The organism is Fibrobacter sp. UBA3629 (assembly GCF_002374005.1).
GTDB lineage: Bacteria > Fibrobacterota > Fibrobacteria > Fibrobacterales > Fibrobacteraceae > Fibrobacter.
Window position 1 is genome coordinate 1 of sequence record NZ_DFLC01000002.1, and the last position, 16,889, is coordinate 16,889.

The following is a 16,889-nucleotide window of genomic DNA, read 5'->3' on the forward strand; positions in this document are numbered from 1 at the left end:
TTCATCAGCTGCCGCGCCCTCTCGACTTTCGAAAACGACTGGGAACGTGCGCAGCCCGCCCTCAAGAAGGGTGGACTCTTCGTCACATTAAAAAGTTTCAACAGCATTTCACACCTGGAAAACGACCCGGCAGTCAACATCTGGAAATACAAGCTGCCGAACGAAGAACAGGATTACGCCTTAGTCACTCGAGGTAATAAATGAGTAAAGTGATAGCAGTATGCAACCAGAAGGGCGGCGTGGGCAAAACCACGACGGCCGTGAACCTGGCTGCAAGTTTTGCCGCTCTCGAAAAGAAGACACTCCTTATCGACATGGACCCGCAGGGCAACGCCTCGCAGGGTCTCGGCTTTACCGAGTCGCAGGAGATGGACATCCACGAAATTTTGGATATGGCCGAAAACCCTGACAACATGACTCTCGAAAACATCATGCCGGCCGTCTCGGATACATCGCTGGATTTCTTGAAAGTCATCACTTCGGGACCGGACCTCGCTGTCATGGAAATTGAACTCGTGAACGCCATGAGCCGCGAACACAGGCTCGAACGCGTCCTCAACGTGCTCAAGAACCAGTTCGAATTCATCATCATCGATGCTCCCCCGAGCCTGAACCTCCTTACGCTGAACGTGCTCACGGCCGCGACCAGCGTGCTCATTCCGGTGCAGTGCGAATACTACGCCCTGCAGGGCATGACCGAACTTTTCAAGACCATCCGCGAGGTGCAGAAGAACCTGAACGGCAACCTCAAAATCGAAGGCGCCCTCCTCACGATGTTCGACAACCGCGTGAGCCTCTCCAAGCAGGTGGCCGAGGAAGTGCGCGAAAACCTCTCCGACACGGTTTTCCAGACGATGATCCCGAGAAACGTCCGACTGAGCGAGGCGCCCAGCCATGGCAAACCGGTTATCCTGTACGATGTGCAGAGCACGGGCTCGCAGGCCTACATGAAGCTCGCAGAGGAAATCCTGAACAAGGGCAAGTAAAACCTACAACCTTTTTCAACACGCATATATATTATGGGAAAAAAATCTTTCGCCCTCGGCCGCGGACTTTCCGCCATCATGAAGGACCACGACATCAATTTCAAAGGTGAACAGACGGACACTATCAACAATCCTGCCGAAAATACCGAAAAGTTCGAGAAGATTGTTGAAATCTCGATCGACCTTATCGACCCGAACCCGTTCCAGCCGCGCAAGGCATTCGACGACGAAGAACTTTCCGAACTGGCCGAGTCCATCAAGCAGCAGGGTCTCATCCAACCGATCGCGCTGCGCAAGGTGGGGGAACGCTACCAGATTATCAGCGGCGAACGCCGTACCCGTGCAAGCAAGCTCGCGGGCCTGTCCACAATCAAGGCGCAGGTTTTCGAAAATCTCGACGACAAGGCGATGGCGGAATGGGCGCTCATCGAGAACATCCAGCGCGTCGACCTGAACCCGGTCGAAATTGCACGTTCCTATCAACAGCTAATCGATAAGCACGGCTATACGCACGAAGACCTCTCCAAGATTGTGAGCAAGTCGCGCTCCGCGATTACCAACAGCCTCCGCCTCCTCAAGCTCCCGGAACAGGTGCTCTTGTGGATAGAGGAAGGAAAGCTGAACAGCGGCGCCGCCCGCGCCCTCTGCAGCGACAAGATCGGCGACCCCGAATCGCTCGCGGAACGCATCATCGAGGAAGGCCTCAACGTGCGCCAGATCGAGGCGATTATCCGTGGCGACGACGACAGGGACGAAGAACAGGGCGACGGACTGGCCAAGAAGCCCGAGACCCCCGCGAAGCCCAAGCCCGAACTCAGCGCCGACATGAAACAGTTCGAGACCAGACTCGAGACGTTCTTCGGCACTAAGGTCCAGCTGAACCCGAGCGCATCGGACAGCGGCAAGGGGACCATCGTCATCAACTACTACTCCATGGACGACCTGACCCGCATCCAGGAAATCATGGAAAACCGCTAACGGTAGAATCGTGAAAGGCAAGTATTACACCATACAAATTATCCCGGAAGATTCGCACGAGATAAAGAAGTTCAAGATATCCACAAGGTGGTTCGTCTTCTTGCGGATTTTCCTCGTGGTGTTCATAGCCGTATCCGGAGTTTTCATCTATAACCTGGGCAAGATGAACAAGATCATCGCAAGCTACGAGAAGATGCGCGTCTCGAATGCCCAAATTATCAAGAAGAACCAGAACTACGAGGAAATGCTCATGCGTCTCGATTCGCTCTGGATAATGGAAAACAGGATCCAGAACATCTTCGAGACCTTCATCGAGAACGATTCCAACAAGATCAACAGCATCATCGACAGGAACCTGTTCACGCATACCCCCTCCAAGAAGAACGAGCTCAACTTCGAGGGCGGCTATACATGGATCCCGCTCGAAGAAAAGCTCAGGATCGAAAAAATCCCGGACATCATCCCGGTCGTCGGGCTTGTCAGCAAGAAGTTTTCCGAAGAGACGGGACACCAAGGAACGGACTTTTCGGCCCAGGCAGGGAGCCCCGTCTTCGCTACGGGCAGCGGGATGGTGGAATCCGCGGGCAAGATGGGCGAACTCGGCAACACGATTGTCATCAACCACGGAAACGGTTTTACGACGAGCTACTCGCACCTCGAGAGCATCAAGACCCGCAAGGGAAGCTCTGTCCGCAAGGGCGACGTCATAGGTTCGGTCGGCCAGACAGGCGCAGCGACCGGGCCGCACCTACACTATTCAATCAAGAAGGACGGAGTTCCCCAGGACCCCGAAACATTTATCAACTACTAAGAGGCTAAAATGGCTACAAAAGAACAGGAAATTACCCAAATCGGCGGCAGTGTCACTATCAAGGGCGACATCAGCGGCAAGAGCGATGTGCGCATTGCAGGCAATGTTAACGGCAGCATCAACATCAACGGCGAGCTCATCGTCGAACGCAGCGGCTATATCGAGGGCGAAATCAAGGCGACCAACACGGTCATTGCCGGTTCCATCAAGGGCAACATCGACGTCGCAGAAAAGCTCATCCTGGAAAGCACGTCCAAGTTTGTGGGCAACATCAAGACCAAGCAGCTCATTATCCAGGAAGGCGCCATCTTCCAGGGCAACTGCCAGATGGGCGTTCCCGCACAGGCAGCCCAGCCCAAGGAGAAGGTATAGCCCTTTACCCACACACCTATCATAATAATCAATCTATTTATATAGAAGATTATGATTATGGTGGAGTGAATAGTGGATAAATATTCCGGCTGTGACGTGTATCTTTGTGCAGGATAACGAGTTATGAAAAAATCACAATCGTTTATAGATGTTGAAAACTCGAATCCTGCTCACATTTTTCAATGTTGACAGATGTTGGACGCGTGTTCTTGACATCTGTCAACAGAAAAGTCACTCCGGGATATTGAAAAAAGGGAATTTTTCGAGCCGCATGTTGAGCAAGGTCACATTTCAATCAAAAAAATTTATTTTCTTGTTTTACATGCTAGTATAATTTATATTATTACAAACGTTGTATGGCAGCTAATTTATTGAAGATAGGTCAGATATCGGATTCTCACATCGGCGAGAATACTGAGCTAGTTCAGGGCATAGATGTCCGTGCCAATTTTTTCAAGGCGCTGAAGTCTGAGTCCATGAAGGATATCGACCTCCTGGTGCTTTCCGGCGACCTCGCCAACGAGGACGCCGAACCTGGAGCATACAAGTTCTTCGTGGATTCGCTCAAGGACTATCCTATCCCGGTCTGCATCATTCCGGGGAATCACGACCGTATCGAAGTCATGCAGCAGTATTTCGACCTCGAAGTCCATAACGGCAAGTGCTATTACCGCTACGACATCAAGGGTCGTTCCATCTTCTTTATCGACAGCGCCTGCGGCGAGGTTTCGCGTGACCAGCTCGACTGGCTCAAGGCGGAAGTCCCGAAAGTGGAAGGCGAAGTGCTCCTGTTCATGCACCATCCGCCATGCTTCTGCGACCACAAGTTCATGGACTTGCGCTATCACCTGAAGAACATGGTCGAGGTGCAGGAAGTCCTGCTCGGTTTCAAGAACCTGAACCATGTGTTCTGCGGCCACTACCACCACGAATTCGAGAAGAGCTTCGGGCACGTGGTTGTCCATGCTGCACCTTCCACCCAGATGCAGATTGATCCGGACAGGCCGTATTTTACTCTCAAGAGCAGCGAACCCGGCTGGTGCGTAATCGAATGGGGAGACGGCACCCTCAAAAACACCGTGCATTTTTAGTTTTTTTGGCCCCGATACCTTGAAAATGATTCCATGCGTTTCTATATTTGCCCCTACATGGCGGTTTAGCTCAGCGGTAGAGCACTGGAATCATAATCCATTGGTCCGGGGTTCAAATCCCTGAACCGCTATTAAAAAAAGAGGCGCATATGTCGAAAAGGATTCTTGCAATTTCAATTCTGGCTATCGCCTCTTTTTTTGTTGCCTGTGAAGACGAACAGGTGACTCCGCAGGTGGTGCAGAACCAGGCGATAGCGCCCAAGAGCGTGCCTATCGTGCAGGTCGATCCGTTCACTGCCCCGGCCGAACCCGTGGTGACGGCCGACCAGGCGAAGCGCTACGTGAAGGCGAGCGCCGCGCTTGTCGAACTCGGTGTCACCTGGTCCAAGAAAATCGAAGAAGCGAGCGAGGGCGAGAAGGTCCAGATTCTCGATGCCTACAATGTCGCCCGCGACCAGTTGTGTGCCCGAATCGGTCTTGCCGGCATCGCGGAATACAACTGGATTACCGAGGTTGCGCTCCCCAATCCGCGCAATATACCGTTCTTTGAAGCGGCAGGCCTCAAGCGCTAGGCTTCTTAAGGTTTTAAAACAAAAGAACCGCTTTCAGGGGCGGTTCTTTTTGTACATGCCGGAATGTGGCGGCGTGGACGCTACCAGGCGAAGTCGGCAACGATGCGCCATGTCTTGTCGGCGTCGTAGTTGTGGCTGTGGCCCGTGGTGAGGTAGCCCATGTTCAGCTGGTATTCGATGGAGAGGTGGTGCGTGATTTCTAGGCCGAAGCCGAGCCATACGGCGTATTCGAAATGCGGATGCCTGTTCATGGAATAGTCCCAGTCGCCGAGGACCATCTTCGACATGTCGACTGTTCCGGAGAACGGGTCGACCGCATTTTCATCTTCGTCTTCGAGCCCTTCGACCTTGAATACCTCGACCACGTTCCAGCGCATGGTGAACGTTTCGCTCACAAACGGCTTGAGGATGGGGACGACGGGAGCGCCGAGCCTGAACGAGACGGGCATTTCGAGTCCCGCGTTGTGGTAGGTAATCTTGAAGTCGGGCGCTTCGGTATAGTAGCCCGAGTCGGGTTCGAGGACGTTGTAGTGGTAGAAGGTCCCGAGGCCTATGCTGAAGGCGCCGCCGTCGTAGAAGTAGAAGCGCAGCAGGTAGGCGATTCCGATTTCAAGTCCGTTTCCGTGCAGGTTGTTGACGCGGTCGAGGTCGATGTTGTAGTAGTCGTTCTCGCCGAATTTGCCGTAGGTGATTTCCATGGCCTTGTAGAAGATGCGCCTTTCTTTTTCCTTTTTCGCCTTTTCGGCTTCGGCTGCGGAATCGACGGGCGCGGCTTCCGGCTGGATGCAGGCTTCGGCAGGCGCGGGTGCTGCAGTGTCTGCGCTTGTTGCGGCAGGTTCGGGTTCTGCGGTTGCCTGCGGTTCGGGCTCCGGTGCGGGCGCGGGTTTTACCGTGTCGAGCGCGGTGTCGTGCATTTCGAGCAGGGCGAGTTCCTTGTTCGTGAAGGTGACCGTGTAGCTGCACTTGGCGGCCGCCTTGCACTTTTCGCGCACCTGGTCGGCGATGCTGCGCGCCATCTCGGTGCGGAGGATTTCGGGGCGGTTCTTTTCGAGGCTGTCGAGGCGCGATGTCCTGATGGCGAGGACACTGTCGAGCGATACGATGTCGCGTTCGTTCTGTTCATGCGCCTTGCACTGGCATTTCGATTCGGTGAGCTGGCAGAAGGCCTTGCGCTGTGTCGCCGCTGCCTTCGCGATGGAATCGGCGATGGCGGCGGAATCGACTGCGGGAACGGGGGTCGCCTTTGCCGTGGTGTCGGAAGCGGCAGCGGAGTCGGTGGCCGGTTCGGGCACGGGTGCGGGCTGTGCGCTTGCCGGGGTCATTGCGGGTATTGCGGCGTTCGGGTCGGCGCAGGTCTTGCAGTTGTCGTTGCACTCCATGGACATGGGCGCAATCGGAAGCACGCTCTGCCTGCGGGTGAGGGAATCGACGGTGAACCTTGCGGCCTTGATTTCGAGCGGCAGCTGCTGGGCCGCCCTCTGCGCGGCATCGCTCACCCCTGTCGTGAGTTCGAGCTTGCTGAGCGGTGTGCGTCCCTTCTCCATCTTTTTGAAGATGCCGTTCTCGAACGTGATGCTGCTGGCGCAGGTGGGCTTGTCGCAACCCGCGAAGATTTCCTTGGCGAGCTTGCGCTGGTTGATTTCGATGGCGGTGTTCGCTGACTTGATGCTGTCGAGGAGCATCTTGCATTGGCATGCGGCCTCGATCTTGTTGCAGGTGCTGTCGCCTGGCGTACATGCCTGGCAGAGGTTTACGCATGCCGGGTCCTCGGCCATGGCGGGCGCGGCAAGCATGGCGAACGTCGCGACGGTCATTATTACTTTGTACAAACTACGCATGACGGCCTCCTCAGAAGATGATGGCGAGGACGACAAATGCAATCGTCGCGATGGAAGAAAGGACTATGGGGAATACGGGAATCTTGCTGCCGGAATCCTGGGCGGGCGCGGGCTCGCACGGTGCGGGTTCGCTTGCCTGTTTGCTTGTGGCGGTCTCCTTGGATTCCGTCTTTTGTTGCGGTGCAGCCTTTTCGGCGGGCTTTGCCTGTACCGGTGCAGGTTCGGGTGCCGCGGGTGCGGGCGCCTCGTCGACGAGGGCGGACTTGTCGCTTTCGGGAGTGGCATTTGCGCTTGCGGGCTGCGCATTCGCAGTGGCTGCCATGAAGGCGAGCGCCAGGACGGAAATCCCGTATGCGGTTGTTGTGGAAATGACTTTGCGATTCATATGGTAAAATCTATATCCTTTTTTGCAAATCGGCAGAATTTTTTTGCGAGATGTCCATGGTTTTACGTTCCGGCGGTGCATTTTTGGATAAAAAGGTTTCGCTTTCGATGCGCCTCTGCGATACGAACCCGAGGCTGCTACCGGTCTTGTGACATAACCCGAACACAAGCCTGACAAAACATTGCAATTAGCTTGAATTTAGAACAAAGTAATAGCCAGCTATTCCAAGCTGTACTACGAATAAAGTGGTTTCTGCATGGTGGACTTTGTAACTTGATTTACAGGGACGGAGGTTCCGTTCCTCAAACAAGGGAGGTCCATCATGAAACGCGTAATGTTGATGATGATTGTTGCCCTCGCTTTGTCGGTCTCGTTTTCGTTTGCAACTGCGACGGGGACGGTGAAGTCCAAAAGGGGAGATCTCGATGTCATGTCCCACAGGGGCGGTGGCAGCGTGGTCTGCACGGCTGGCTTCAACGACGAGTTGGTCATTGTACAGGATGCAGAGACGGAGGTGCTCGTCAAGGGCCGTTGCGGTCAGGGATGGGTGGAGAAGTCGAAAGTCGAGTACGTGGCGAAGGGGCCGGGAAATAATTCCATCGTGCTAACGGAATTCGATATCCGTGGCTGGATCGATAACCCGTCGGCCGTGTTTGTCCTCAAGGACGACAACATGGATTTCGACGGAGTGAAGATCGACCGGGATTTCAAGGAATATCTGACACGGACGGTGGATCGCGAAGAGACCGAAAGGCGTCATGGCGAAAACTAAAATAACGGCCCGCTCATGCGGGCCGTTTCTGTTTTCAAAGGGGAAGATTATTTGGATGGGGAGCCTAGCCGCCGACCTTCGCCACGAACTCGCGGCACACGGTCTCGGGGTCGCTCTTCCCGAAAATCGCGGAGCCCACTACGAACACGTTCGCACCCGCTTCCTTGCAGGCGAGAATGTTGTCGAGTTTTACGCCGCCGTCAATCTGGATATCGAGTTCCGGCTTCATGGCGCGCAGTTCGCGGATCTTGTCGAGGCAGTACGGGATAAGGCTCTGGCCGCCAAAGCCGGGGTTCACCGACATGATGAGCACCATGTCCACGATGTCGAGCACGTACTTTATGCTTTCGAGAGGGGTCGCCGGGTTGATGGCCACTGCGGGCTTTACGCCGAGCTCCCTTATCTGGTGCAGCAGGCGGTCGAGGTGGTTTGTGGTTTCGGCGTGCACGCTGATGATGCTTGCACCCGCCTTCGCAAATTCGCCCACGTAGTTCTCGGGATTCTCGATCATCAGGTGGCAATCGAGCGGGAGCTTGGTGCCCTTGCCCACGCAGGCCGAAATTCCCGGGCCGAAACTGATGTTCGGAACGAAGTGCCCGTCCATGATGTCGAGGTGCACGAGGCCTGCGCCGCCGTTTTCGATGGCCTTGAGGCCGTTACCGAGTTCGAGGAAGTTAGCGTTCAGCACGCTGGGGGCGATAATTTGCTTCAACATGCCTGAAAAGGTAGAAAAAAGCCTGGTTGGGCGTGCGCCGCTATCGGGAAAATCGATAATAAACCATAATATTTTATACCTAGCCACGAAACTTATTTTTTACTAACTTTGAGCCCGTACTCAACATTAGGAGATAAAATCATGGCTAAGACTACTGCAAACAAGGTCGCAAAGGCCCCTGCAAAGAAGGCCGCCGCCAAGCCGGCTGCCGAAAAGAAGGCTTGCGCTAAGGCTTGTGCAAAGCCCGCCGCCAAGAAGGCTGCCCCGAAGGCTGCTGCCAAGCCGGCCGCCGAAAAGAAGGCCGCTCCGAAGGCCGCCGCCGCGAAGAAGGTCGCCGTCGAATTCGTCGCCGACTGCCCGCTCGCAACGACCGTTTCCGTCGCCGGTTCCTTCAACAACTGGGCTGTCGACAAGGACATGCTCAAGAAGGACAAGAAGACTGGCCTCTGGACCGCGAAGATTTCCCTCGCCGCTGGCGACTACGAATACAAGTTCGTGTGCGACGGCAAGAACTGGGACGCTGGCGACAACAAGATCAAGCACGTCTAATCGCGCGTTTTTGTTCGTTTATCGGAAGGCTCCGGGTTACCGGGGCCTTTTTTTTTGCAAATAACATATATTCATGGTATATGAAAAAGCTTATCGCCATATTGTTCCTGGCGCTTTGTTCGCCCCTCCTTGCTGCGCCGGGCGAACCTGCTGCACCCCCCACTGCGGATAACGTAACCATTGCGGATAGCGTGGTTATTGACAGCGCCGTATACTACGACTCGCTGGCGGCACGTCTGCAGCTTGAAGGTGACTCGCTGATGAGCGAGGCTACGTCGAGTATCGGTTTTGGCTTGCTGATGGGTGTTGTGGGCGGTGTTGGCACCATATGGTCTACTGGGCATAGCGGCTCGCTGGAGGGCGGCGGTGTCGCCGTGGTCATTGTCGGGATTCCGAGCGTTATCCTTTTGATAGGTGGCGTGCTGGGAATTGCTGAAGGTATCGGTCTCGGCGTCAAAAGCGACATGAGGATCAGGAAGGCGGAGGAGTATCGCAATACGGCGGGGCGGTATCGAACAAAGCCGCAGCAAGTCAAGGTGGATTTTGTCCCGCTCGTCGATCCTTTCAATAAGTCGGTGGGTGCAAGACTGGCGATGAGCCTGTAGAACTTGTGAGGAATGTGCCGGGCCAATCGCTCGGGAATGTGCTGGGCAAATCGCTCGTCATTTTTCATTTTGTGTAAAGCTTGCAGCGGAGCCAGCCCGAGGGCTGCGGCTTTAGGCAATCATTCCCTCGACTAACATTCCACATTACGCACTACACATTTTCTAAATTTTCTCCGTATGGCAAATTATTCTATTCCTCAAAAAGTTTTCGTGAAGGCTGCCGAACAGTACGGCACCCCCCTCTGGCTCTATGACCGCGCCACCATCGAGAAGCGCGTCAAGGAAGTTCAGGTTTTCGACACCGTGCGCTTTGCCCAGAAGGCATGCCCGAACCTCTCCATCGTGGCGCTTGTGCGCAAGCTCGGCGGCGTAGTGGATGCCGTCTCTGCAGGCGAAATCGTCCGCGCGTTGAAGGCGGGCTTCAAGGGCGGAGTCCAGAAAGGCAAGGCCCCCGAGATTGTTTACACCGCAGACATCTTCGACCGCGACGCGCTTGAACTCGTGAAGAAGTACGACATCGCGGTGAACGTGGGTTCGCCCGACATGATCCAGCAACTCGCCGATTTCGGCGTGAAGTCGGAACTTACGCTCCGCGTGAATCCGGGTTTCGGTCACGGGCATTCAAGCAAGGTGAATACCGGTGGCCCGCTCAGCAAGCACGGCGTGTGGCACGAGCAGATCAAGGACTGCGTCAAGCTCGCGCAGGCAAACGGGATGTGGATTACCGGGCTCCACATGCACATCGGTTCCGGCTCCGACTTCGAGCACCTCTCGCAGGTTTGCGACGCCATGGTGGACGCTAGCCGCCGCCTGGGCTCTCACCTCCGCACCATCAGTGCAGGGGGCGGCCTCCCGATTCCGTATCACGAAGAAGACAAGGGCAACCGCATCGACATGCAGGCCTACTACGACCTGTGGGACAAGGCCCGCAAGAACATCCAGCAGAGCATCGGCCACGAGGTTCACCTGGAAGTCGAACCCGGTCGCTACCTGGTGGCCGAAAGCGGTTACCTGATGGCCGAAATCCGCGCCGTCAAAAAACAGGGCGACAATTTATTCTACCTGCTTGACGCGGGCTTTACCGATCTCGTCCGCCCGAGCTTCTACGGCAGTTATCACGGCATTTCCATCATCGCCCGCGACGGTCGCGAAATGAACGAGATGGTGGACGCAGTGGTGGCGGGCCCGCTCTGCGAATCCGGTGACGTGTTCACGCAGGAAGAAGGTGGCTTCGTGGTGACGCGCAAGCTCCCGAAGGCAAAGGTCGGCGACTTGCTGATTCTCCATGATGCTGGTGCCTACGGTGCCGCCATGAGCAGCAACTACAACAGCCGCCGCTACGCCGCCGAGACCATGTACACGAACGGCGAACTGAAGGTCATCCGCGAAAGGCAGACGTTCGAACAATTGCTCCAGAACGACAGGGTAATCGACCTGTAGTTTTGTAAATTTTTGAAAAAATTATTTATAAAGAAAAGTGGAAATTTCCACTTTTCTTTTGTTTTAGGCTTTTTTGTATCATAAAAAAGTAAATTTTTGTGATGTTGTCGTAAATTAGTTGTTTTTTGGCGATTCTGTATCTATTGTCACATCGCTTTTCGTAGCAAGCGTATATATTCCTAGTAAATGAATTCCGTAATCACATACCAGGACTATCACGCCTTTATGCGCGACTGGTTCAGCGACAAGAAAACGCACACGGCGATAACGTGGCGCGAGTTCTCGAAACTTGCGGGCTTCCGCTCGCCGGTTTACCTGAAGCTGGTATGTGAAGGAAAGTCGGGACTCCGCGGGCCCGGAATATTGCGTGTTGCGCGGGCCATGGGGCTGGAAGGCTTCGAGCTTGCGTATTTCAGGTCGCTCGTGGCGTTCAATCAGGCAAGGCGCGAAGCCATAAGGCAGAAGCATTTCGACGAGATGCAGGCACTATCGAAGGCGCACCGCGTCAATGTGCTCGGGCAGAAGTCCATGGGGTATTTCGAGTCGTGGCTGAACCCCGTGCTCAGGGAGCTGGTGCCCCACATGCCCGGCAAAAAACCGAAGCAGGTGGCGGTACAGTGCATGCCGAAAATCACCGCGAAGCAGGTGTCTGCGACTATAGAGTACCTGACGGCTATGGGGCTCCTGAAAAAGGCCGGCAAGAATAAGTTTAAACAAACTAACAAGACGATTTCTACGGGCAAGATGGATTTTGTGCCCCTCGCGGTACAGCAGATGCACCTGCAGATGGGTGCCTTCGCGCTTGACGCCATCAAGAACGTGCCGCTTTCCGAGCGCTCCGTTTCGGGCCTTACGCTAGGGCTCACGCAGAAGTCGTTCCAGAAGATAGTGAAAGAACTTGCGGATTTTAGAAGGCGTATTATCGCCATCGCTACCGAAGACGACGACATGGAACGCGTCTATCGACTGAACTTGCAACTTTTCCCGCTCACATGGAGCGTGAAGCCGAAGAAGGATTAAACTTTATGAAGAAGTTTTTGGAAATAGCCAGTTACACTGCCCTTGCGTTTACCGCGTTCGGATTGTGCGCATGCTCCTCCGACGATAAAGACAAGCATACGGGCGGTGCTACCGAAGAGACGCAGATTGCCATCGAGGACAAGACCATTGCGGGCGTGTCCGAGAAGGGGCCTTTCGTGAAGGGTTCTGCGGTAAGGCTCTACGAACTGAACGTGGATAACTTGGGGCAGACCGGTCGTGCCTTTACGGGAAAGATTGCGAGCGATCGCGGTGACTTCCGCTTCACGCATCTCAATCTGGAATCGCAGTATGTGTTGCTGGAGGCAAACGGTTTCTACCGCAACGAGGTGAGCGGCAAGAATTCAGTGGCATCCATCTCGCTCAATGCGCTGGTGGACGTATCCGACAGGGAGACGGCGAACATCAACCTGCTCACGCACCTTGCTTACGAACGCATGCAGCACTTGGTAGATGACGGTTCCTCCGTGGCCGAGGCGAAAAAGCAGGCGGAACAGGAAATCCTCAAGGCGTTCCGTGTCGCGGATGAATCCATCGAGGGGTTCGAGGGCCTGTCCATATTCGAGTCCGGCAAGGGAAACGCGGCCTTGCTCGCCATCAGCATCCTCATGCAGGGAGACCTCTCCGAGGCCGGGTTCTCGGAGAGACTTGCGGATTTCGCATACGACATCGAGGATGACGGCGTGTGGGACGATAGCGTGACTGCGACGAAGGTTGCGGACTGGGCAAGCGCACGAAGCGAAGGGGATTACTATGCCTCTATCCGCAAGAACATGGAGGACTGGGAACTCTCCGATACGATTCCGGAATTCGAGAAGTCGGTTGACAAGTTCTGGTGGGAAAACTACGGACTCGGCGACTGCGACAAGAAGACGGAAGGCGAATTGAGGGATAACAAGAACAGCCTGAGCGAACTTGCGCATGCGACATTCAGGTGCAAGGATGGCCGCTGGCTCAAGAAAATCTATGATGACTGGAAAGCCTATACGGACTCGGTGGACAGAGGTGTCTCCACTATTTCGTATAGGAACGCTGGCGATACCATCAAGGCGTCGTTTGATATCGGGAAAAAGATAGGTTACGACTATGCGGGTTTGGGCTATTGGCTGAACGAGCGCGGCGAACCGGAGGACTATTCTGATTGCGAAGTCATAAAATACTCCTACAAGGGGAACGGTCACAAGTTTGTTGCGGGATCGCCCTTGGGTGGCGAAGATGGCGACTACTACATATATATTACGGACAGTGATGAGTGGAAAACTGTCTATATTCCCTGGGATTACTTGCAATATGAATGTTGGGGCCGTGTTTGCGGCGAAGAAACTATCGAAGGGGTCAACGGGCAGGTGACGAACTTTACCTGGCATTTCGAGAAAACGGGTTCGATTGAGATTACGGGTATCGGCTGCATAGATAGAAAGGGATACCTTGAAGCTGAAAAGCTCGAGGAGCCTTGTGAATCAGGCGAGATGAAAATAGCTGCCGCTAGCGAGAGGATGGTTCTTTGCACGGATAAGGTGTGGAAACCGGCCAGGTGTGGCGATGAAGGGACAGAAGGCAAGATTCTGGGAAATCAGATATGCCTTGGTTCCAGTTGGTACGAGAAGGACTGCGACAAGTATTTGGAAAGTGCTGGAGACCTGCCTGCGGGTTATTGCTGCACTGAAGGCAAATGGACCAACGCGACCCTTGCAGAAGATGAAAAGGGCTTTATCTGCCCGGAAAAATAATCAGGTAAAGATTGGGTGTAATCATGTCGAATACTTTTGTAGCACAGTTAGATGGCGCGGATTTCATGTTTTCTAAGAACGAGAACATGAAAGAGGGATTATTCAAGCAATATGAACGAGTCATTGTAAGAAGCATCATTACGTCTTTCGGCCTGGATTTTCTGGTTTCCGATAGAAATGGAGGAGATGTCGATACCGTACACAATATCCGCAGCAACCCTAATGATTACAAGAGCGAAAGAAATCGACAGAACTACCAGAATCGAGGCGAATACAACTCCTATGAATATCATGGGGATTCCCAGTACATAGAGACGAACAGGTTTTACAGCAGGCAGAAGAAAGCCGGAACGCTCAATGATTCCTATACTGGGAAGAAGATTACTCCCAATGAAAAAATGGATTTGGACCATGTCGTTTCTGCAAAAGAAATTCATGATGATCCTGGTCGAGTATTGTCGGGGCTGTCTGGGGTGGAGTTGGCGAATAGTCCAGAAAACCTGAAGCCCACTAATCCGCATACCAACCGGCAGAAGAAAGCCGAATCAATGGATAGCTACCTTGAGAAGCATGGAGATGAATATTCTGAAAGTGAAAAGTCGAGAATGCGGGAGGCCGATAAAAAGGCGAGGGCGTCTCAAGAAGCCAGGATTAACATGACGTACTATACCAGTCCCGCATTTTGGCAGGATTCTGCGATTGCTGCCGGAAAAGTAGGCGTCAAGATGGGATTAAGGCAAGCGCTAGGCTTTGTTTTTGTAGAAATATGGTTTGCTATAAAGGAAGAGTTCGAAAAAGTTGATTCTGTCCTGAATATGGATGCCGGGGAATTTTTCAATGCATTGGGCACCGCCGTAAAAAGGGGTATTGAAAACTGCAAGAAAAAATACAGGCAACTGTTGGAATCTTTTAAGGAAGGAGCCTTGGCCGGTATTTTGTCTAGTCTGACAACGACCTTGTGCAACATATTCTTCACTACGGGGAAAAATATAGTCTGCATTATTCGACAGGCATGGACGTCGATAGTCGAAGCGTTGAAGATATTGTTTATCAATCCGGACCAGTTGCCATTCGGGGACCGCATGCTGGCCTTTACCAAGGTTATTGCGACAGGTGCGAGCGTTGTCATTGGCGTGTTGGTCAACGAGGTGGTTTCTTCGACGGCGTTGGGCCAGGTACCTGTTGTTGGCGAGGTCGTTTCCGTTTTTTGCGGAGCTTTTGTAACCGGCATCATGAGCTGTACCCTGCTCTATATTCTGGATACGAATCCGCTGGTGAAAAAGCTTGTTGCCATGCTGAATTCTTTTAAATCTTCATATGACATTTATATGGAAAAATTAAAAGAAGAGGTCGCATGTCTGGAACAGTATGCTGCCGAGTTGATGCAGATAGATATCGAGTCCTTCAAAAAGGAAGTCAAGGCGTTTTCCTCTGTTTGTGAAGAAATTGGCTCTGCAACGGATGAATTTTCCCTGAATGCAATCTTGGAGAGGGCATACGAAAAAATGGGTTTCCAGAAGCCTTGGGAAAAGGCGGGATTTGATTCACTGGATGACTTTATGGCTGATGAGAATGCCGAATTAGTCTTTTGTTAAATACATCAATATAAAAAGGAGGCTATTATGCCAATACCACTGATTTTTGGAATAGGTGCTGCTGCCGCAGCTGCGCTCGGCGTCGGGGCTGGTGTCAAGGGCGGAATGAAAATGAAGGAAGCCAATGACTCCATAAAGGCGTCCGAGGCAAGAAACAAACAAAATATTGAACAAATGGAAAAACGTCAGGGACCGGCGCAGCAGGCGCTGGAATCCTTGGGACGTTCCGAGAAGGAGATTGAAAAAAGTTTTGGTGAATTTGCGAATGTCTTTGAAAAGATTAAAAATAGGCCCAAGTTTAGTGAAATAGAAAATGAAAATTTCAAGTGCCCTGAATGCGATCTAGCCAAGCTGAAGGACACATCCGTTGCTGCAGAGGCTTTTATAGGAAGTGCCGGAAGTGTTGGGGCCGGTGTCGCGGGTGGTGCGGCTGCTTCTTCCGGTTTATTCGCTCTTGTTGCCGCTGCAGGGACAACGACAGGTGGCACTGCTATTGCCGGACTTTCTGGAGCTGCTGCGACAAATGCTACATTGGCATGGATTGGTGGCGGCAGCTTGGCTGCGGGTGGTGGAGGAATGGCCCTAGGTTCTGCACTCCTGACGGGTGCAACGGCGGGAGTGGGCCTCCTGGCTGCAGGAATCATATTCAATGTGACTGGTTCCAAGCTTGAGGACAAGGCTGCAAATATCAGAAGGCAGGTGGATAAGGCCGAAGAGCAGATAAATAAAATCATCTATTTCCTGGAAGATTTAAAGAAGGCCGCACTGGAGTATGATGCAATATTGCTCCAGGTGGATTCCCGCTACAAGGATCATCTGACACGCCTGAGGACTGTCGTTATTGATAACGGGAAAGATGATTATATGCAATTCTCGGCTGCGGAAAAATTGCTGCTGAAAAATACGGTTCTGCTGGTTGGGCTCTTGTACGAGATGTGCAAGGTCAAGTTGGTGAATCAGGCTGATTCCGAGGAAGAAGTAGGGACGGTCAATAATTCAGAAATATGGGAGAAGAGAAAAAAGGCTAATGAATTCCTAAGCACGCTCAATTAAGATATAATGCCGTTCAAATGTGACTGTTGCGGTTGCTGCTGCCGCTCCCTGAAAAAAGTCCCCGCCTTGGCGGACTTTGACAGGGGCGATGGCGTCTGCGTGCATCTGCAGGATGACAATCTCTGCGCCATATATGACCATCGTCCCGAAATCTGCAATGTGGAGTTGATGTACGAGAAATTCTTTTCTTCGGTCTATACGAAGGAGGAGTTTTTTTGTCTGAACGAGAAACTGTGCGAAACGATAAAGAGCTGGTTTTAAAAGCTTTCGGGCTATTTAATAGACTTTTTATAATAAGTCCGTAAAAATTGACAAAAACAGGGGCCCGGAAGGGCACGATTGCCGTTTTTGGACGAATT

At 53.1% G+C, this 16,889-nt stretch carries 19 protein-coding genes and 1 tRNA gene; 17 read left to right on the forward strand and 3 right to left on the reverse strand.

Annotated features, from left to right (window positions below; genetic code table 11):
• From B2310_RS00215 to B2310_RS00250, 8 genes are all read left to right on the forward strand, one after another.
• A partial coding sequence (locus B2310_RS00215; RefSeq protein ID WP_290727816.1) for a hypothetical protein occupies positions 1-204 on the forward strand: 204 nt, incomplete at its 5' end.
• The gene (locus B2310_RS00220) at positions 201-986 is read left to right on the forward strand and encodes a ParA family protein (protein WP_173366526.1); all 786 of its coding nucleotides are present in this window, start codon (positions 201-203) and stop codon (positions 984-986) included. The genes B2310_RS00215 and B2310_RS00220, both read left to right, overlap by 4 nt.
• A gap of 33 nt (positions 987-1,019) precedes the next feature.
• Positions 1,020-1,964, forward strand: a complete 945-nt coding sequence (locus B2310_RS00225; RefSeq protein ID WP_290727818.1) for a ParB/RepB/Spo0J family partition protein — start codon at positions 1,020-1,022, stop codon at positions 1,962-1,964.
• A 10-nt stretch (positions 1,965-1,974) separates the two neighbouring features.
• Positions 1,975-2,775, forward strand: coding sequence for a M23 family metallopeptidase (locus B2310_RS00230; protein ID WP_173381333.1), 801 nt, complete (start codon positions 1,975-1,977; stop codon positions 2,773-2,775).
• 9 nt (positions 2,776-2,784) lie between these two features.
• Complete coding sequence (locus B2310_RS00235) at positions 2,785-3,147, forward strand: bactofilin family protein (RefSeq protein WP_173366529.1); 363 nt, start codon at positions 2,785-2,787, stop codon at positions 3,145-3,147.
• A 356-nt stretch (positions 3,148-3,503) separates the two neighbouring features.
• Entirely contained in the window at positions 3,504-4,238 is a 735-nt protein-coding gene (locus tag B2310_RS00240) for a metallophosphoesterase (protein WP_290727820.1), read from the forward strand.
• Positions 4,239-4,297: 59 nt separating this feature from the next.
• A tRNA-Met gene (locus B2310_RS00245) sits at positions 4,298-4,369 on the forward strand.
• A gap of 18 nt (positions 4,370-4,387) precedes the next feature.
• Positions 4,388-4,810, forward strand: coding sequence for a hypothetical protein (locus B2310_RS00250; RefSeq protein ID WP_290727822.1), 423 nt, complete (start codon positions 4,388-4,390; stop codon positions 4,808-4,810).
• Between the two features lie 80 nt (positions 4,811-4,890).
• Here B2310_RS00250 and B2310_RS00255 read toward each other — a convergent pair whose 3' ends face one another.
• On the reverse strand, positions 4,891-6,648 hold the full coding sequence (locus tag B2310_RS00255; protein WP_290727824.1) for a hypothetical protein: 1,758 nt from the start codon (positions 6,646-6,648) through the stop codon (positions 4,891-4,893).
• A gap of 10 nt (positions 6,649-6,658) precedes the next feature.
• Complete coding sequence (locus B2310_RS00260) at positions 6,659-7,033, reverse strand: hypothetical protein (RefSeq protein WP_290727826.1); 375 nt, start codon at positions 7,031-7,033, stop codon at positions 6,659-6,661.
• 322 nt (positions 7,034-7,355) lie between these two features.
• Between B2310_RS00260 and B2310_RS00265 the strand changes: the two genes are divergently transcribed.
• On the forward strand, positions 7,356-7,805 hold the full coding sequence (locus B2310_RS00265; protein WP_290722938.1) for a hypothetical protein: 450 nt from the start codon (positions 7,356-7,358) through the stop codon (positions 7,803-7,805).
• 64 nt (positions 7,806-7,869) lie between these two features.
• On the opposite strand, the gene rpe is transcribed toward B2310_RS00265, so the two are convergent.
• Positions 7,870-8,520 (reverse strand): ribulose-phosphate 3-epimerase, encoded by a 651-nt coding sequence (rpe, locus tag B2310_RS00270; RefSeq protein WP_290727828.1) that lies wholly within the window; start codon positions 8,518-8,520, stop codon positions 7,870-7,872.
• Positions 8,521-8,661: 141 nt separating this feature from the next.
• On the opposite strand from rpe, the gene B2310_RS00275 reads away from it, so the two are divergent.
• The 8 genes from B2310_RS00275 (at position 8,662) to B2310_RS00310 (ending at position 16,791) form a co-directional block, all read left to right on the forward strand.
• Positions 8,662-9,069 (forward strand): glycogen-binding domain-containing protein, encoded by a 408-nt coding sequence (locus B2310_RS00275; protein WP_073115016.1) that lies wholly within the window; start codon positions 8,662-8,664, stop codon positions 9,067-9,069.
• 80 nt (positions 9,070-9,149) lie between these two features.
• The gene (locus B2310_RS00280; RefSeq protein ID WP_290727830.1) at positions 9,150-9,674 is read left to right on the forward strand and encodes a hypothetical protein; all 525 of its coding nucleotides are present in this window, start codon (positions 9,150-9,152) and stop codon (positions 9,672-9,674) included.
• Positions 9,675-9,851: 177 nt separating this feature from the next.
• A complete protein-coding gene (gene lysA / locus B2310_RS00285; protein WP_290727832.1) occupies positions 9,852-11,114 on the forward strand; it encodes a diaminopimelate decarboxylase in 1,263 nt (420 codons plus the stop codon).
• 186 nt (positions 11,115-11,300) lie between these two features.
• Positions 11,301-12,134 (forward strand): TIGR02147 family protein, encoded by an 834-nt coding sequence (locus B2310_RS00290; RefSeq protein ID WP_290727834.1) that lies wholly within the window; start codon positions 11,301-11,303, stop codon positions 12,132-12,134.
• Between the two features lie 5 nt (positions 12,135-12,139).
• Positions 12,140-13,882, forward strand: coding sequence for a carbohydrate binding domain-containing protein (locus B2310_RS00295; RefSeq protein ID WP_290727836.1), 1,743 nt, complete (start codon positions 12,140-12,142; stop codon positions 13,880-13,882).
• Between the two features lie 23 nt (positions 13,883-13,905).
• Positions 13,906-15,477: a hypothetical protein gene (locus B2310_RS00300; RefSeq protein WP_290727838.1), complete on the forward strand. Its 1,572-nt coding sequence runs from the start codon at positions 13,906-13,908 to the stop codon at positions 15,475-15,477.
• A 27-nt stretch (positions 15,478-15,504) separates the two neighbouring features.
• Positions 15,505-16,530: a hypothetical protein gene (locus B2310_RS00305; RefSeq protein WP_290727840.1), complete on the forward strand. Its 1,026-nt coding sequence runs from the start codon at positions 15,505-15,507 to the stop codon at positions 16,528-16,530.
• A gap of 6 nt (positions 16,531-16,536) precedes the next feature.
• Positions 16,537-16,791 carry a hypothetical protein gene (locus B2310_RS00310; protein ID WP_290727842.1) on the forward strand — a complete coding sequence of 85 codons (255 nt, stop codon included), beginning with the start codon at positions 16,537-16,539 and terminating at the stop codon, positions 16,789-16,791.
• Positions 16,792-16,889 lie beyond the last annotated feature (98 nt).

Excerpts from the sequence above, each read along its gene's own strand:
- B2310_RS00290 (WP_290727834.1), top strand. The coding sequence starts at position 11,301 with ATGAATTCCGTAATCACATACCAGGACTATCACGCCTTTATGCGCGAC.
- B2310_RS00300 (WP_290727838.1), top strand. The coding sequence starts at position 13,906 with ATGTCGAATACTTTTGTAGCACAGTTAGATGGCGCGGATTTCATGTTT.
- B2310_RS00220 (WP_173366526.1), top strand. The coding sequence starts at position 201 with ATGAGTAAAGTGATAGCAGTATGCAACCAGAAGGGCGGCGTGGGCAAA.
- lysA (WP_290727832.1), top strand. The coding sequence starts at position 9,852 with ATGGCAAATTATTCTATTCCTCAAAAAGTTTTCGTGAAGGCTGCCGAA.
- B2310_RS00240 (WP_290727820.1), top strand. The coding sequence starts at position 3,504 with ATGGCAGCTAATTTATTGAAGATAGGTCAGATATCGGATTCTCACATC.
- B2310_RS00225 (WP_290727818.1), top strand. The coding sequence starts at position 1,020 with ATGGGAAAAAAATCTTTCGCCCTCGGCCGCGGACTTTCCGCCATCATG.
- B2310_RS00265 (WP_290722938.1), top strand. The coding sequence starts at position 7,356 with ATGAAACGCGTAATGTTGATGATGATTGTTGCCCTCGCTTTGTCGGTC.
- B2310_RS00250 (WP_290727822.1), top strand. The coding sequence starts at position 4,388 with ATGTCGAAAAGGATTCTTGCAATTTCAATTCTGGCTATCGCCTCTTTT.
- B2310_RS00235 (WP_173366529.1), top strand. The coding sequence starts at position 2,785 with ATGGCTACAAAAGAACAGGAAATTACCCAAATCGGCGGCAGTGTCACT.
- B2310_RS00260 (WP_290727826.1), bottom strand. The coding sequence starts at position 7,033 with ATGAATCGCAAAGTCATTTCCACAACAACCGCATACGGGATTTCCGTC.
- B2310_RS00310 (WP_290727842.1), top strand. The coding sequence starts at position 16,537 with ATGCCGTTCAAATGTGACTGTTGCGGTTGCTGCTGCCGCTCCCTGAAA.
- B2310_RS00295 (WP_290727836.1), top strand. The coding sequence starts at position 12,140 with ATGAAGAAGTTTTTGGAAATAGCCAGTTACACTGCCCTTGCGTTTACC.
- B2310_RS00280 (WP_290727830.1), top strand. The coding sequence starts at position 9,150 with ATGAAAAAGCTTATCGCCATATTGTTCCTGGCGCTTTGTTCGCCCCTC.
- B2310_RS00305 (WP_290727840.1), top strand. The coding sequence starts at position 15,505 with ATGCCAATACCACTGATTTTTGGAATAGGTGCTGCTGCCGCAGCTGCG.
- rpe (WP_290727828.1), bottom strand. The coding sequence starts at position 8,520 with ATGTTGAAGCAAATTATCGCCCCCAGCGTGCTGAACGCTAACTTCCTC.
- B2310_RS00275 (WP_073115016.1), top strand. The coding sequence starts at position 8,662 with ATGGCTAAGACTACTGCAAACAAGGTCGCAAAGGCCCCTGCAAAGAAG.
- B2310_RS00255 (WP_290727824.1), bottom strand. The coding sequence starts at position 6,648 with ATGCGTAGTTTGTACAAAGTAATAATGACCGTCGCGACGTTCGCCATG.